Origin of the sequence: Clostridium sp. HV4-5-A1G (assembly GCF_900184915.1) — a bacterium.
GTDB lineage: Bacteria > Bacillota > Clostridia > Clostridiales > Clostridiaceae > Clostridium_B > Clostridium_B aromativorans.
In genome coordinates this window covers 1-16481 of the sequence record NZ_FXYI02000071.1, presented here as the reverse complement: position 1 = coordinate 16481, position 16481 = coordinate 1, and the positions used below count along the sequence as shown (strand labels likewise).

At 32.6% G+C, this 16481-nt stretch carries 18 protein-coding genes and 2 riboswitches; of the genes, 13 read left to right on the top strand and 5 right to left on the bottom strand.

The window, feature by feature from the left end; genetic code table 11:
- Positions 1-87: 87 nt before the first annotated feature.
- A riboswitch (SAM riboswitch) is annotated at positions 88-194 on the bottom strand.
- Between the two features lie 227 nt (positions 195-421).
- The 7 genes from J5G60_RS09275 to J5G60_RS09245 all read left to right on the top strand — a co-directional run bounded on the left by J5G60_RS09275 (position 422) and on the right by J5G60_RS09245 (position 8833).
- Positions 422-1465: an ROK family transcriptional regulator gene (locus J5G60_RS09275; protein WP_150358174.1), complete on the top strand. Its 1044-nt coding sequence runs from the start codon at positions 422-424 to the stop codon at positions 1463-1465.
- Between the two features lie 43 nt (positions 1466-1508).
- Positions 1509-1615: riboswitch (SAM riboswitch) on the top strand.
- A gap of 355 nt (positions 1616-1970) precedes the next feature.
- Positions 1971-2774 carry an ABC transporter permease gene (locus J5G60_RS09270; RefSeq protein WP_150358173.1) on the top strand — a complete coding sequence of 268 codons (804 nt, stop codon included), beginning with the start codon at positions 1971-1973 and terminating at the stop codon, positions 2772-2774.
- A 15-nt stretch (positions 2775-2789) separates the two neighbouring features.
- Positions 2790-3581 carry an ABC transporter ATP-binding protein gene (locus J5G60_RS09265; RefSeq protein WP_150358172.1) on the top strand — a complete coding sequence of 264 codons (792 nt, stop codon included), beginning with the start codon at positions 2790-2792 and terminating at the stop codon, positions 3579-3581.
- 170 nt (positions 3582-3751) lie between these two features.
- Positions 3752-4951, top strand: coding sequence for a threonine synthase (locus tag J5G60_RS09260; protein ID WP_150358171.1), 1200 nt, complete (start codon positions 3752-3754; stop codon positions 4949-4951).
- A gap of 16 nt (positions 4952-4967) precedes the next feature.
- Positions 4968-5969, top strand: coding sequence for an ABC transporter substrate-binding protein (locus tag J5G60_RS09255; RefSeq protein ID WP_150358170.1), 1002 nt, complete (start codon positions 4968-4970; stop codon positions 5967-5969).
- Between the two features lie 18 nt (positions 5970-5987).
- On the top strand, positions 5988-7259 hold the full coding sequence (locus J5G60_RS09250) for a lactate racemase domain-containing protein (protein WP_150358169.1): 1272 nt from the start codon (positions 5988-5990) through the stop codon (positions 7257-7259).
- Between the two features lie 239 nt (positions 7260-7498).
- On the top strand, positions 7499-8833 hold the full coding sequence (locus J5G60_RS09245) for a YeiH family protein (RefSeq protein WP_150358168.1): 1335 nt from the start codon (positions 7499-7501) through the stop codon (positions 8831-8833).
- Positions 8834-8912: 79 nt separating this feature from the next.
- Here the strand turns inward: J5G60_RS09245 and J5G60_RS09240 are convergent, their stop codons facing one another.
- The 3 genes from J5G60_RS09240 to J5G60_RS09230 form a co-directional block, all read right to left on the bottom strand.
- Entirely contained in the window at positions 8913-9176 is a 264-nt protein-coding gene (locus J5G60_RS09240) for a hypothetical protein (protein WP_236035223.1), read from the bottom strand.
- Positions 9177-9290: 114 nt separating this feature from the next.
- Positions 9291-9488: a helix-turn-helix transcriptional regulator gene (locus tag J5G60_RS09235; protein ID WP_150358166.1), complete on the bottom strand. Its 198-nt coding sequence runs from the start codon at positions 9486-9488 to the stop codon at positions 9291-9293.
- A 1-nt stretch (position 9489) separates the two neighbouring features.
- On the bottom strand, positions 9490-9888 hold the full coding sequence (locus tag J5G60_RS09230) for a hypothetical protein (protein ID WP_150358165.1): 399 nt from the start codon (positions 9886-9888) through the stop codon (positions 9490-9492).
- A gap of 176 nt (positions 9889-10064) precedes the next feature.
- On the opposite strand from J5G60_RS09230, the gene J5G60_RS09225 reads away from it, so the two are divergent.
- From J5G60_RS09225 to J5G60_RS09200, 6 genes are all read left to right on the top strand, one after another.
- A complete protein-coding gene (locus tag J5G60_RS09225) occupies positions 10065-10526 on the top strand; it encodes a DUF4342 domain-containing protein (protein ID WP_150358164.1) in 462 nt (153 codons plus the stop codon).
- A 154-nt stretch (positions 10527-10680) separates the two neighbouring features.
- Positions 10681-11364 (top strand): response regulator transcription factor, encoded by a 684-nt coding sequence (locus J5G60_RS09220; RefSeq protein WP_150358163.1) that lies wholly within the window; start codon positions 10681-10683, stop codon positions 11362-11364.
- Positions 11357-12514 carry a sensor histidine kinase gene (locus tag J5G60_RS09215; protein WP_150358162.1) on the top strand — a complete coding sequence of 386 codons (1158 nt, stop codon included), beginning with the start codon at positions 11357-11359 and terminating at the stop codon, positions 12512-12514. Before J5G60_RS09220 ends, J5G60_RS09215 begins: the two co-directional genes overlap by 8 nt.
- A gap of 159 nt (positions 12515-12673) precedes the next feature.
- On the top strand, positions 12674-13147 hold the full coding sequence (locus J5G60_RS09210) for a DUF2975 domain-containing protein (protein WP_150358161.1): 474 nt from the start codon (positions 12674-12676) through the stop codon (positions 13145-13147).
- Positions 13148-13161: 14 nt separating this feature from the next.
- Positions 13162-13368: a helix-turn-helix domain-containing protein gene (locus tag J5G60_RS09205; RefSeq protein WP_150358160.1), complete on the top strand. Its 207-nt coding sequence runs from the start codon at positions 13162-13164 to the stop codon at positions 13366-13368.
- Between the two features lie 78 nt (positions 13369-13446).
- Positions 13447-14109, top strand: a complete 663-nt coding sequence (locus J5G60_RS09200; RefSeq protein ID WP_229981062.1) for a GntR family transcriptional regulator — start codon at positions 13447-13449, stop codon at positions 14107-14109.
- A gap of 32 nt (positions 14110-14141) precedes the next feature.
- Here J5G60_RS09200 and J5G60_RS09195 read toward each other — a convergent pair whose 3' ends face one another.
- Together J5G60_RS09195 and J5G60_RS09190 are read right to left on the bottom strand one after the other, a co-directional pair.
- Entirely contained in the window at positions 14142-14279 is a 138-nt protein-coding gene (locus J5G60_RS09195) for an MFS transporter (protein ID WP_150358158.1), read from the bottom strand.
- A 24-nt stretch (positions 14280-14303) separates the two neighbouring features.
- A partial coding sequence (locus J5G60_RS09190) for a glycosyltransferase (protein WP_207876532.1) occupies positions 14304-16481 on the bottom strand: 2178 nt, incomplete at its 5' end.

The window sequence follows — 16481 nt, the reverse complement described above, 5'->3', positions numbered from 1 at the left end:
AGTGTGCGAGTAGCACTGCCAGTAACATGCCCTTATAGGGCTAGAGCAAACCACCCGTTTTACGGGTGGTGCTGATTATAATTAATTTTCTCATCTTTCAGGCAAATTATATAACCCGCTGGAATTGGCACCTTTGAAAATAATCGGGTTGCCGGGCATCATAGGGCCAGTCCCTCTGCCTCTCTTGATAAGAATTCAATGTTTAATTTATTAAATACTAACACATTTAAAATAAATTTGTCAATAAATTTATTTTTGTCGTATTGACACCTACCTCCCTTTCGTACTATATTTTTATTAGGTTCTTAGATGGAGAAGGAGTTTGATTATAAGTAATGCTTTTCTCCATTAAGTGTGTATTGTGAAATGTGCATTGTGAATTGAATAAAGTATATACAATAATGATAAAAGGTATGATGTTATGATAGACAATTACAGATTATTTAGAGATCTAGCTTCAGAAGAAAAAGAAATATTCAATTTAATACAAAAAAATGGTGTTATGACCAAGAATGAAATCTTATTTAAAACAGGTATGAAATTGACTACGCTGAATCGAGTTATGAACCCACTTGAAAAAAAATCCATTTTGGTTCAAAAATGTATGGGCGAATCTACAGGCGGAAGGAAACCTGTGCTGTATGATGTAAATGTGTGCAGGTTTTATATTATGGGCATAAGTATATGCAGCACTCATGTGCAGGTATCTATAGTGAACTTGAGAATGGAAATTTTTTATAAAAAGGGCTTTTATATCGATTATTGCAATTCTTGTGATGAAGTCATAGAAGAAATTCTCTATATTATAAAGAGTGCCTATGAGGAATTAAATCTAAAACTTCTCCAGCTTGTGGGAATTGGGCTTGCAGTTGAAACGGGGTTTTGGGATAATGAGCGCATAAGTAGAATACTTGAAGAAAAGTTGGGGTGCAGTGTAACCAGCGGTAATTGTGCAGACTCAGCTGTTACTGCGGAGTATTTTTATGGAGCAGGAAGGAATTTTGAAAATATGGCTTATTTTGATTGTGGTGCTAGACTGAAGCAGGCGGCAGTCATACAGGGGAGGATTATGAGATCATCCGGAGATAATGAGTATGCCTTTGAACATATGATTGAAAACATTTATGGTTATATTGATTTTAATGAAGTATATTCAAGGAGTATGAAAAATTGTGGAACATCTGAAAAATTTATTTTAGATGCCGCATCAAAACTGGGAAAAAGCATTGAATCCTATACAAATTTATTGAACATTGAATGTATTGTATTAAGCGGATTTCTGATTGATTTTGATACGTTTTATGAAACCTGTATAAAATATATTCCTGAAAGAGTATCCGTAAAAAGATACGGATATTTTAAAGAAGACTCGGTTTCAGTAGGTGCAGCGGCTCTTTTTCTTGAAAGGTGTATTGATAATAAAAATTCAAAATATAAAAAAATTGTTGTTGACAAAGTATTTTAAAAGTTATATCATATACGTAAATTAAAAATGAATAATGAATAACTTCTTATCAAGAGTGATGGAGGGACTGGCCCTATGATATCCGGCAACCTGAATAGATTTTGTATTCAATGGTGCTAATTCCAGCAGGTATACCCTGAAAGATGAGAGACAAGAGGATATGACTTCCTGTGGTTTCTCCACAGGAAGTTTTTTTATTGGACTGACTAGAAAAACTAGAGGTCAAGTTGAACTTATTATAGAGATGGATTATATAATCTCTACTTAGTAAGTTATACTTGGCCTTTTATTGTGTATTAGTGTATCTACTTGATAAAATAAATGGAGGTTAGGATGTGATATGAAGATTTAAAATATAGAATAGAGAAATTTCAAATACTTTTTACCAAAATAGTAAAAAGGGTGTAAATAAATGAATTGAATTCTGTAGTGATTCTAAATTATGACAATTTGAATGTTTATATATTTAAAATAATATGAGTTGAATTATAAGGAGAAAATAAAGATGAAGGCAGCAAATATAAAAATTAACTCTTATAAAGAATTAAAAATTTTAGGGAATGTAATTATTGCATTGATAGTCCCAGTAATGTTATTGATATTATGGCAGGTGTTAAGTAGTAAGGGGTTGATTAAACAGTCAGTTCTTCCTTCTCCATCCAAAATATTCTTAACTTTGATTGACATGATTAAAAGTGGAGAACTTCTTAGAAATTTATATGTAAGTGTAGTTAGAGTTATAAAAGGATATTGTATAGGTGCAGCCTTAGGAATAATTTTTGGAATATTTATTGGGTTATTTAGAATAGCAGAGAGAGCCATAGATTTACTGATACAATTTTTAAGACCAATTCCTATTGTTGCATGGGTACCAGTTCTTATTTTGTGGATGGGTATTGATGAGGCATCTAAAATAACTGTAATAGTAATTGGCAGCTTTTGGCCAATATTAATAAATACAATTTATGGTATAAAAAGTACTGATAAAAAATATTTAGAGATTTCCGAAATATTGGAAAAAAATGAATTTGAAAAACTAATAAAGATAGTCTTTCCTTCTGCACTTCCGTCAATTTTTACAGGACTTCGCATCGGAATCGGAAGTGCATGGATGAGTGTTATTACAGCAGAAATAATAGCTGCTACTTCTGGAATAGGCTATGCAATATCTTATGCAAGGGAGTTATCACAGCCTGATGTAATGCTGGTTGGAGTTTTCTCAATAGGGGTAATTGGATTTTTGATAGATTATTTCATAAAAAAATTACAGTATGTAATTGTAAAATGGGATGTTAATAATGGAAATTAGGAAGGGAGTATAAATATTTTGAATAAACAAGAAAATTGTAATGCTATTGAGATAAAAAATTTAAATAAAAATTTCAAATTAGATGGCGGAAACCTTAATGTGTTAGAAGATATAAACCTGTCAGTCAAAAAAGGAGAATTTTTAAGTATTGTAGGAGCAAGTGGATGTGGAAAAAGCACATTGCTGAGAATAATAGTCGGATTGGATAAAGATTATAGCGGAGCTATTTTTTCTTATGGTAAACCTGTTAATGGACCAGGAATAGATAGGGGAATGGTATTTCAGGAAGCAAGACTTTTTCCATGGCTTACAGTAGAAAAAAATGTAGAATTTGGGATAAGTGAGAAAATGTCGAGTGAAGAAAAAAGAGAATTAGTTTATAAACAACTTGAATTAGTCGAACTGACTGGCTTTGCAAGATCATATCCAAATCAGCTTTCAGGAGGGATGAAACAAAGAATAAGTATTGCAAGGGCACTTATAAATAAACCAAAACTGCTATTGCTTGACGAACCATTTGGAGCGCTTGATGCTATGACACGTATTAATATGCAACAGGAGATTCTAAAAATATGGGAAAAGGAAAATACAACCATGATACTTGTAACCCATGATATAGATGAAGCAATTTATCTTGGAGATAGGGTTGTAGTATTATCAAAGAGGCCTGGAAAAATTAAAAAAATAATACATGTAAATTTGACGAGACCTAGGGATAGAGGTAATTATGATTTTACGCAGATTAAAAGTGAAATATATGATGAGTTTTTTACGAAAGTTGATAATCCATTTTCATGTAGTATGTAGATTTAAAATATAATGGGAGAGAGAAGTAAATTAGCTAATATATTTATTTGGAATATTCATAATAATGGTAAGATTATACTTTTAATTAGATTGAAAAATCTCAATTTAATCACTGAGATTTTTTTATAACTAAAATTAATGAAAATATTTAAATAAAGGAGACTTAATAAATGAGCTATTATAGTTATTTGGAATGTTCAAAATGTGGTAAAAAGTACTCAAAGGATGAACCTCATAATCTGTGTGAATGTGGCGGACCACTGCTGGTTAGGTATGATTTTGATGAGATTAAAAAAATGGTGGACAAAAATATTTTTAAGACAAGAAAGAAGGGGCTATTTAGATTTAAAGAACTACTTCCAATAGATGATGAGAATAATATAGTAACTCTTGGAGAAGGTGATACCCCTATAACTGAGGCTAGAACCTTGGGAAGAAGAATAGGATTTGAAAATCTGTATATAAAAGATGAGGGGCTTAATCCGACAGGAACGTTTAAAGCAAGAGGTGCTGCAGTTGGTGTGTCGAAGGCGAAAGAATTGGGCATAAAAACAATAGCTATGCCTACTGCGGGAAATGCGGGGGGAGCGTGGTCGGCATACTCGGCTAAAGCTGGCATTAAGCTTGTAGTTGCTATGCCGCAAGATGCTCCTGAGCTTGCTAAGAAAGAAGCATATATATATGGAGCAAAGACTTATCTTGTAAAAGGTTTGATATCTGATGCAGGTAAAATAATATCGAGAGGTGTAAAAAAGCATGGCTGGTTTGATGCTGCGACTTTAAAAGAACCCTATAGAATCGAGGGTAAAAAAACTATGGGAATTGAAATAGCAGAATATTTTGACTGGGAATTTCCTGATGCCATACTTTATCCTACAGGAGGAGGTGTTGGAATAATTGGTATATGGAAGGCATTCAATGAGTTAAGGCAACTGGGATGGATAAAAGATAAAATACCAAAACTTATTTCTGTTCAGGCAGAAGGTTGTAATCCTATAGTTAAAGCTTTTAATAAGAAAAAGGATGTTTCTGAATTCTGCAGTGGAGCAAATACTATTGCAGGTGGTATACGTGTTCCCAAAGCACTGGGAGATTTTATAGTATTAGATGCCATAAAAAAGAGCGGAGGTACGGCAGTTCAGGTAAAAGACTCAGAAATTTTAGATTCTATAAATTTGATTGCTAGAACTGAGGGGCTATTTATATGCCCAGAAGGAGCAGCACTTGTTGCAGCAGTTGAAAAGCTTAGAAAAAGTAATTTCTTAAAATCCAATGAAAAAATTGTGCTTTTAAATACTGGGAGTGGATTGAAATATCCTAATTTGGTTAGTGAAAAACTTCCTGTAATTGAAATTGACAATGATATTTAAAAAGGAGATGGTTGTTGTGAAAAAAATATTTTCCATAGTTGCAATACTACTTATAAGTATATTCGCATTTTCAGGCTGCGGACAGACAAATAACACTTCAAGCAGTAAAAAACAAAGTGATTCAAAACCTAAAGAGATAAATATAGGATTTCAGCCGGGAATAAATCATTCACTTTTGATTATTGCTAAAAATAAAGGATGGTTTGATGAAGAATTTAAAAAGGATAATATCAAAATAAAATTTCAAAGTTTTGTTTCAGGGCCTCCTATGATTGAAGCATTTGCGGGAGGAAAGCTTGATGTAGGAGAAGTTGGTGATCAACCTTCAATTCAGGCTAGGGCAAATAATATTGACATTAAGGCAGTAGGAGTTTACGCAGCAGGGTATAAATTGAATTTAATATTGGCAGCTACTGGTTCAAACATAAAATCTGCTAAAGATCTTAAGGGAAAAAAAGTTGCAGTTACAGTTGGGTCATCTGCACACATCCTTCTCGTAAGATATCTGGCATCTGCTGGACTTAAGGAAAGTGACATAAAACTTGTCAATTTGCAGCCGCCCGATATAAAGACAGCTTTTACATCCAAGGATATTGATGCTGCAGTTGTTTGGGATCCCTATGCGTCCTCTATTGAATACGAAAAAACAGCAAAATTGATAGGTGATGGAACAAATCTAAAATATGATATTAATTTTATTATAGTAGACAATGATTTTGCAAAAAAGAACCCTGATATAGTAAAGAGATTACTGAAGGTATATAAAAAGACTGAAGATTGGGTTAAAGCAAATCCCGATGAAGCAACAAATATTATGGCTAAAGAGCTTAAATTAAATAAAGTCGTTGTTCAAAAAGGTCTTTCTAGAGAAGATTTTGACATAAGGTTGACAGATGAGGTTACGAATTCACTTTCATCTACAATTAAAACTTTAAGGCAAAATAAAACTATAAGAAAAGATGTAAAGGTTGATGAACTTGTAGATAAAACCTATTTGAATGCTGCAGGAATAAAATGATCATAAGAAGGTATTCATATGGAGTCACTTGATTTAAATAGTTTTTCAGAAATAAGGCTGCCGAAATTTTTCAAGGTAAGACAAAAATTTAAAAAAGATAAAATCGAAAATATATCATATAAAATAAGAGGACGTATTAAACCATATATAATTAATTTAAGGAATAAAAGAATTGCTGTAGGAGTAGGCAGCAGGGGAATAGCCAATATAAATATAATAACAAGAACTGTCGTAGATTCATTGAAAGAAGAAGGAGCTGTACCATTCATAGTACCAGCAATGGGAAGCCATGGAGGATCAACGGAAAGTGGACAAAAGGAAATATTGGCTTCTTATGGTATTACGGAAAAATCAATGGGTGTTTCTATAAATGCATCAATGGATGTGCAAGTTATAGGAGAGTATGAACCAGGGCTACCTGTATATATTTCGAAAAGTGCCATTTCTGCTGATGGGATAGTTATAATACCAAGAATAAAGCCACATACGGGATTCAGGGGAAAAGTTGAAAGCGGTATTTGTAAAATGCTATCGATAGGACTTGGAAAACAGATGGGAGCAGATTCGATACACAGCAAAGGCTTCGGAAGATTCTCTGAATTAATACCAGGCATTGGGTGCATGGTGGCTGAAAAAACTAATCTACTATTTGCACTGGCTTTAGTTGAAAATGCCTATGATGAAACTTGTAAAATAGAATTTGTGACTAAAGATGAAATAATCAATTTAAAAAAAGAGGAAATGCTGCTTGAAGAAAGTAGAAGACTTATGGGTAGGATACTCATACCTAAGTTTGATGTGCTTGTGATAAGTGAAATAGGAAAAAATATAAGCGGTAATGGGCAGGATCCTAATGTGACTGGGTTATATTTCACAAAGTATGCCAATGGAGGCCCGAAATTCAAAAAATGTGTAATACTTGACTTAACTGAAGAATCTCATGGGAATGCCAATGGTGTAGGAGTATCCGATGTTATTACCAGAAAGTTATTTGATAAAATAGATTTTAAGACAATGTATACTAATTGTTTTACAAGTACCTATGTTGAGCCAGCTAAAGTGCCTATGGTAGCATCAAATTCAGAAGATGCAATAAAAATGGCAGTAAAAATTTGTAATGGTATAAAAAATGAAGATACAAAAATTGTTTGGATCAAAAATACGATGAAGTTGGAGAATATCTTAGTAAGCGAACCTCTTTTGAAGGAAGTGCAGCTTAATTCAAGTTTAGATATTTTGACTGAACCAAGGGATTTGAAATTTTATAAAGGGGAGCCTGAGTTTTTATAAGATAAAATTATTATAAGCTAACAGAAATTTTTTACTTTTACTTGATTGACTAGAAAAACTAGAGATCAGGTTTTATTGATATACCAATAAAATCTGATCTTTTTATAACTTTAAAAAATATAGTGGAATGTGAGGTGTTGTAATTATGAGCAGCAGTTGCAGCAATATTAATTGAACAGTATTTAATATTTTAGCTCTGAACTTTTGTGTGATATTTGAATTATGAAAGGAGTGTTCATATGTCTGAAAAGAAATTTAACTCAAAGGAAAATGGCTGGAGCGATCTTGTAAAAAAGGAAGATTGGTGGGCAGTATGGATAGGATTGATTCTGGTGGTGGCAGCAGTTATTCTCTGGTCTTCAGGAAGTTCAATAAAATTTATTACCGCCAAAATTCCAAAATGGACAAATATAGGCGTTCTTTTCTCCGCACTGGGAAATAACATCTGGTCCATTGTACTTCTGTTCGTTGTATTTTTAATTTTATTTTCTATTGCAAATTTATTTTTACACTACAGATTTAAGGACTTTTTTATAGGATTTTTACTTCTATTTATTTTAAGTGTTATAATCAATTCTTTTAGTTCCTGGGGGTGGGCGCAAAAGTATAATTTGGAAGCGCCTCTTGTTGCACTGTTCATAGGACTTATAATCAGCAATTTGTTTTCTATTCCAAAATGGTTTGAAACAGCGCTCAGGACAGAATTATATGTAAAAGTGGGTATTGTGCTTTTAGGTGCTACGCTTCCCTTCACACTGATTGTAAAAGCTGGTCCTGTTGCATTCTTACAGGCAACTGTAATTGCTGTATCTACATTTTTGATAATTTATTTTGTAGGTACGAAATGGCTGGGATTGGATAAGAGGTTTGCTGCCACTTTAGGAGCGGGTGGTTCTATCTGCGGAGTTTCAGCATCCATAGCTGTAGGAAGTGCTATACAGACAAAAAAAGAACATGTGTCTGTGGCCATCTCTCTGGTAGTGGCTTGGGCAGTGGTGATGATTTTTGCACTCTCCATATTTATAAAAGTCACAGGCATATCTGCAGGAGCGGCAGGAGCATGGATTGGAACGTCTGAATTTGCAGATGCCGCAGGAGTTACAGCAGCCAGTTCTTTTGGAGATAAGGCCATAACTACGTTTACTCTTATGAAGGTTGTAGGTCGTGATATGTTTATTGGAATCTGGTGCTTTATTTTGGCTATAATCTCCATTACAAAATGGGAGGATAAAGAAACTGGAGTAAAAGCCAACGCTTCTGATATCTGGCATAGATTTCCCAAATTTGTAATTGGATTTTTTGTGGGCTCAATATTTCTCACCATTTTGCTTTCAAGTGTTTCTCCTGCTGCAGCAGTAACTGTCAATTCCAATGTAATTGCTCCAATTAAGGAGATCAGAACCTGGGCATTTACTTTCTGTTTTCTGTCCATTGGACTTACCACCCGATTTAAACAGCTTACAGCTGTCGGCTGGAAGCCTTTTGCCGCATTTTCAACCGGTGCAGTTATAAATGTAATACTTGGATATTTAGTTTCTGTAGTAATTCTGGGATCCTATTGGTCAAGCTTATAGGTTGAAATTCGAATTTGAGGAGAGAGGGGATATCCTTATTCAGGATGTCCTCTTTTTTTGCATGAGAAAAACTATTAAGCTAAAGCATTCCCCATTTTCTCTCGTATTCTACTTTCAGAATGTATTCCTCATCTTTGAATCCATTCTCTGTTAACATTTTAACTGCATAGTTGAAATCAAAGGTTTCGGTTTCCATGATTATTCTGTCTTTCTTAGAAGTTATTTTCCAGTCATTGTGAGCTGATTTTAAAATTTCCACCATAGAGGCGATTCTCGAAAAACGTTGTTCAAGCAAATGACCTAGATTCCTCAGTGATTCAACAACTGTTTCCATGTCTTCCAATTTAGAAGCTTCCGGGAAGGGTTGAAAAAATTTAAAGATTATACGGACGTTTTGTATACATGTGATTTGATCTTTATCCACTATTAAACACTTCCTCTTTTAAATGTTCTAATTCTATTTAAATATAAATAATTTTTCTATTGGAGTATTAAGGGCTTTTGAAATATCATATGCAAGCTTTAAGGATGGATTATAACGGCCTTTTTCTAATCTTTGTATAGTTTCTCTTCTAACATTGACCATTTTTGCCAATTGTTCTTGAGTAATATTATTTAATTTTCTGTACTGTTTAATTGTTGTTATTAATTTCATCTTAGTTCCTCTCAAAATAAAAAAATGAGAAAATAAAAATTGCTATAATTGAAAAATAAAAAATTAATAAAACTACTAGAAAATTAGGTATAATATTTAACGACAATACTGATATCATTATGATGATACCAATAATACAACTTATAAAACCTACCATAGAAGCCTTTAATACATTTAATTTGAATAATTCATCTTTAATTTTAGGGAATAATTTAAAAACAGCAATGAATATTATTAAAAGGGAAATTAAACCTATAATTAATAATATTGCAGGGTTGATTTCTCCTGAGTTAGGTTTATGGCTGTAAGTGTTGTACCAGTTCATAGTTGCAAAGAACATAGGTATAATGGTACAAACAATAAAAAATATTGCGGTAAGTATTTTATTGTTTTCATTCATTACAAATCACATCCATTTCTTCATTATGATACAAATATATCACATTTGTATTTATAAATCAATTGATTTTTGCTGCAGCTATTTCTAATCTTATGTTAATCTTTCGCTAATTTTTGTCTAATGTTTTCCCTTTAATATAGAAGTAACAAATAAATTTGGAGGAGAATGAGAATAATATGTCTATTACAATTGAACAAATTGATCTATTGAGGAAGAGAGCAGATGTGGGTTATAAGGAGGCAAAAGAAGCGCTGGAGAGATGCAATGGGGATATAGTGGAGGCACTTTCGTATCTGGAAGATGAAAATAAGATAAAGCCCGAAAAGGATGTTTTTAAAGATTCTTCTTTTATAAAAAAAATTAAGAGTATTATTTCAAAGGGAAACAAAATAAGAATTGTTATATCAAGAAATGAAAAGAACATATTGAACTTGCCGCTGACATTGGCAGTGGTGTTTACCGTAATTGCATTTCCAGCTGTTATAGCTGCTGTAGTCATTGCATTAATCGCGAATTGTAGGATAAGGTTTCACAAAGACAGTGGAGAGGAGTGCAGTATTAACCACAAAATAGAAAAAGTAACTTCCACTGTAAACAATGCTAAAGATAAAATAGTAGAAGATTTCAAGAATGCCTAGGAAAGGGGCTGCTGTACAAACTTAGTTGTGCAACAGCCTCTAAATTTTTATCTGACTGAACCTAAGGATCATTTGATGGATATTTGGCTGTTAAGATGAGATAAAAAAGGTATAATAAAGTTAATATGATGAATTTAAAGAGAGGGAGGATAATATGGCCGGTAAAAAAATTCTAATTATAGAAGATGAGTCGAAAATTGCAAGGTTCGTTCAATTGGAACTCCAGCATGAGGGATATGAGGTAGACTGTTGTGAAGATGGAAGAAAAGGGCTGGGAAAAGCCTTGAACGAAAAATTTGACCTTATAATACTGGATGTTATGCTTCCTTCTATAAATGGCATGGAGGTTTTGAGGAGGCTTAGGAAGGTATCTCATGTTCCGGTAATCATGCTTACAGCTAAAGATGAGGTCATAGATAAAGTTATGGCACTGGATGTGGGGGCTGAAGATTATGTAACAAAGCCTTTTGCAATAGAAGAACTTCTGGCACGTATAAGAGTTATATTCAAATATAAGACTAATGTGAAAGTCAACGATAATGTGATAATTATAGGGAAATTGAAGATGGACAGAAATAAGCATATTGTAGCTTATGATGATAATTTAATAGAACTTACCAAAAAGGAATTCGATCTTCTTGGATATCTTATGATAAATAAAAATATAGCTCTTTCCAGAGAGAATATTTTGGAAAATGTTTGGCAATATGACTATATGGGTGATACAAATGTAGTAGATGTGTATATTCGTTATTTAAGAAGCAAAATTGATGACAGGTTCCATATAAAGCTCATCTATACTATTCGTGGAGTGGGGTATCAATTGAAATATGAATAGGCCGAAATCAATTTTTAGAATTACATATCGTATAATCAGGTATATTTTAGCTTTTTTGTACGACATAATCTGCAAACTTATGGAAAGTATACTGGAAAGACTTAGATTTTCCATAAGTTTTAAAATTACTGTAATTTATGGCTGCATATTTTTTGGAGTTCTTGTGTTTATGATTACAAGCAGTTTGTTTGCGCTCCAATACTATGTTGAAAATATAGGAAAAAATCAATATATTCAATTTTTAACTGCAGTTATGCTGCTTACAGGTGTAATTGGCTTTATTATTATAATATTTCTTGGATTAAAGGCAAGTAAAAAATTTCTTTTGCCTGTTAAGGAGATGACCGATACTGTAAATAAAATATCCATAGAGGATCTGGATACGCGCATTGATGTAAAGGGATCAAAAAATGAATTGAAAGATCTGGCAAAAACCTTCAATGAAATGCTGGAAAGAATACAGAATTCTGTAGAACAGCAGAACAGATTTGTATCAGATGCCTCGCACGAACTCAGGACTCCTATTGCCGTAATTCAAGGATATGCCAATCTTCTGGCAAGGTGGGGAAAAGATGACAAAAAAGTTCTTGAGGAGTCAATTGAATCCATTAGAAGTGAAGCGGAAAATATGAAGGGGCTTGTGGAACAACTTTTGTTTCTGGCAAGGGGGGACAAAAACACTCAGAAAGTGAATAAAGCTAAAATCAAACTTGATGAAATTATAGACGAGATCATAAGAGAGACAAAACTTATAGATAAGGAACACAACCTAGAAAGTAAATACAATGATAAAATCAGCATATATGGAGACAGGGAGCTTATCAAGGAAGCATTGAGAATATTTGTGGATAACAGTATTAAATATACTCAGAAAGGTGGAACTATAACTGTTGATTCCTATGTAAAGGAAAATTCAGCTGTTATAGTTATAGCCGATACCGGAGTGGGAATTTCAAAAGAGGATATTCCTCATATATTTGAAAGATTTTACAGGGTGGATAAATCAAGAACAAAATCCAGTGGTGGAACAGGCCTTGGACTTTCTATAGCAAAGTGGATAATTGACAAGCATTATGGGAAAATAGATGTGTGGAGTGAGCTTCAGATTGGCACCATAATGAAAATAACATTTCCCCTTTTTCATGTTTAAAGAGTAAAAAGACTGCATCCTCAATTGTAAATCGAATTGCAGCCCTTGAGCTGTATTAAGTTATAAAAATATCGATAAACAATAAAAAATTGTTGATTTTCAATTAAAAATATTGTATAATCCAATTAAAAGTAAATTTTCTGTTTTGGGGGTATATATATGTTTGATAAAGACCGTAGTTCCATTGTAACTTTTTTATATGTATTTCTTAATATTCTTTTCGTAATGGCAATAATAGTGTTGATTTTCATTCCGGCATTGTTTTTTAATTTTGATTATACTAATCATGTAGTAAGACATATTGCCATTGCAGAAATAAATTCTATTGTAATATTGCTTGTAATTTATGAGCTCAAGGGTATAACCGGGAGAATTGAAGAAAGAAAGGTTTTCACACAGGACAATGCAGTGAGTTTTAAAAGAGTATCTATTTATACGTTCCTGTTGGGCATTTTTTATATGGTAAATGATATGTTGAATGGTGAATTTCATATATTATTTGCGTTTAATAAAGACGGTTCTATGAAAATAGATGTAGTTGTATTTATAGTACTTGGATGTGTATTTTTGGTGATTTCTCAGGTTTTGGCTAAGGCTGTTGAGATAAAAAGAGAAAATGATCTTACTATATAAAGGTGGTGTTGAAGGTGGCTATTGTGGTAAATCTGGATGTGATGATGGCGAAGAGAAAAATATCTCTTTCCGAACTTGCGAAAAAGGTTGGAATCACCAATGCCAATTTGTCTATATTGAAGAACAACAAGGCCAAGGCGGTGAGATTTTCCACACTTGGGGCAATATGCAGGGAGCTTCAATGCCAGCCTGGAGATTTATTGGAGTATAGAGATGAATGATTTAAAGTCAAAAAAACTTCCCTTGACTTTAAATAATATAAAATATACAATTTAAATATGATTATTGATGAAAAATTGTTGGAACAGCTAAAACACAGAAAAACTACTGCAGCCATAGCAGCGGATATATTGCGTACATCTATTTTGAAGGGACAGTTAAAGGCAGGTGAACAGCTTATACAGGCTGATATTGCAAGGGAGTTTGGAATGAGCAGGATTCCTGTGCGTGAAGCCTTGAAACAGCTTGAAGCGGAGGGACTTGTGAAGCAGTATCCTAATAAGGGTGCTGTTATTTCTGAATTAAATGCCAGTGAAGTTCAGGAGATATATGAAATAAGATCTTTTTTGGAAACAGGAGCTATAAAGCTTTCCATTATGAATTTGAAAGAAGAGGATTTAAAACGGGCTGAAAATATATTGATAGAAATTGACAATGCCCCTGATGCCAACAAATGGCTTGAACTTAACTGGGATTTTCATTCATCTTTATATTTACCAGCCAATCGTCCAAGACTTCTATCTATTATAAAGAATCTTCATACTAATGTAGCCCGCTATATTCGTATATATCTGGATCTTATGAATTTTGAAAAAAAATCTCAGGAGGAGCACTATAAAATACTCAATGCATGCAGGCAGAAAGACGTAGAGAAAGCAGTAGACTCTATAAATCAGCACCTGAAAAATGCATCCAGTACACTTGTATCCTATTTAAATAAAAGAAACGAACAAAATAGGTAACATCTTTGAATATAAATGAAATTGTGGACTGCTTAAATTGCAGTTCGTTTTTTATAAAACACATCTACAAGATCTGAAACTAATGCCTTTTGTATGCCGTCCGTTGATGCACTGTAAAGACTATATAAGGCAAATAATAAAATCAACTTTCTATATTTATCTATTACCATGAGTATAATTCATGCTGCTGCAGCTTACAACTTTCTTTTATTAATAATGGCCTTATGATAGATATCTGAAGCTTTTTTTGACATTCCTTTTACAGAATTCTGTTTTGCAAAATCAAAAGAATTTTCACTTATCTTGTGCCTTAGTTCATCATCTTTCATAAGATATATTATTTTATTTGCCCATTCTTTTACATCAGCTCTTGTTTTAAACCCGTTGAATCCGTTTTGGATTATGTCCTCTATTCCACTAGAGCGTACAGATACTACAGGACACCTTCCTGCCATAGCTTCCAATATAACCATTCCCTGCGTCTCTGATTGAGAAGCAAATATAAAAATATCTGAAGCTGTATAAAAGCTGTAAATTTCATTCTGTTTCTTTGAGCCTATCAACTCAACAACATCTCTTAAATGTCTATCATTTATTGCCTCAATAATATTTTCTTTTTCAGGTCCATCTCCAATTATTATACATTTAAATGAAATATCCAAATTCTTTTTAATATATTCAATTCCATCTAGAAGAAAATATAAATTCTTTTCTTTTGCCAGACGAGAAACCGAACATAATAGGATTTTTCTTTCACCTCTATAAACTTTTTCTATATTTTTGACACTACTGTTTTCAGGTTCAGGGTAATTTTCAAAATCTACACCAGTGGATAGAATTTCGATGTGCCTGCTTACACCAATATTTCTCAAATACTCCTTTGCGCTCATAGTAGGTGCAATTATAACATCACATTTTTGAGAAAAATTCTTAATCATATGATGGGATATAACATTTTTAAATAAAATACTAAAAACTGGTATATAATGAGCATACTGCTCTAACCTTGTGTGATAGGTTAAAATAACAGGTATATTATTCTTCCTGGCTAATTTCAACCCTTTTTTCCCCATCCAAAATGGATGATGGACATGAACAATGTCAAAATCATGTTCATTGAATATCTTTTCAATATCAGATGAAAAAATATTGATTACAGGAAATTGAAATCCTAATGTTTTATAGGGAATTAAAAGTTTATTCCTGATAACATAATTTTCGCTATCCGTATAATCAGGATATTCAGGGGCAAAGACGTATACATCGTGTCCAAGATATCTCAATCCTTTAGATAATCTATCTATGGAGATGGGTACACCTCCTATAAATGGTAAAAAATTATTGGTAAACATGGCTATTTTCAGCGCCTTATTTATATCCTGAGTTTGTGTTATTTCGTCGTATTTTTTATAATAATCTTTGCCTACAAATACTTTTGTATAAATTATCATCGATATCAATATTACTATACTTAAAAAAATAAGAATATTTATAAAGTTGATGTAGAATAGAGAATGAATGTATAACCATATTGATTCTGCTATATTATGCACTCCCAAATTTGATATGTTTTCTTGCTTTATGACGTTATATGACACACCTTTTGGGGAAACATTTACTTTTATATAGTGATAGAAATTATTTTCATCTGTAATTATCCCCCCTGCACCGCCGCTTGTAAAATAGGAAACCCCATTTATTTTTCGCTCATCAAGCCCCTCTATATTTGAAGCGAATACTGCAGTAACATTATATTTGGAAAAAGCCTGAGTTAAAAAAGTTCTAAATTCTTCGCTCAAGATGAATTTATCATTTGATGCCAGTATTGATTTATCCTGTAATTTATAAGGAGGCCTGTTCATAAAAATAAATTTATATTTACTGTATTGTGAGTTTTCTAATTCGCTGATTATCCACTGCTTCTGCCAGGATTCTTCTGACTCATTTGTGGTATCTAAAAAAATAAAATAAGAATTACTCAATTTAAATGAAAAATTTGTATCTCCGAAATGTTTGTAATACCTACTTAATCCGTTATCCTTAATTTCCTTTTCTCCAATTCCAACAATAACTGAGCTGTTTATTTTTTTTAAGCTTTTGTACAACATCCTGTATTTATCTTCTGCTCCATCAATCACTGAATTCCCATTTAAAATAACAAAATCAGGAAAATCACTATTGATTTTCTTAATTATCCTGTTTTCAAATATAGTTATGGAATTATTGACATTGCCCAATACTTCAAAGGAAATACTCTGCTTATTTTCTGTTTTTGTCTTGATTGCGTCAATATTTCTTATATTCATATGTTGAAAATCAGCTTCAAAAAAATATATGTATGCTTTTATTAAAATTAATATAAATAAAAAAAG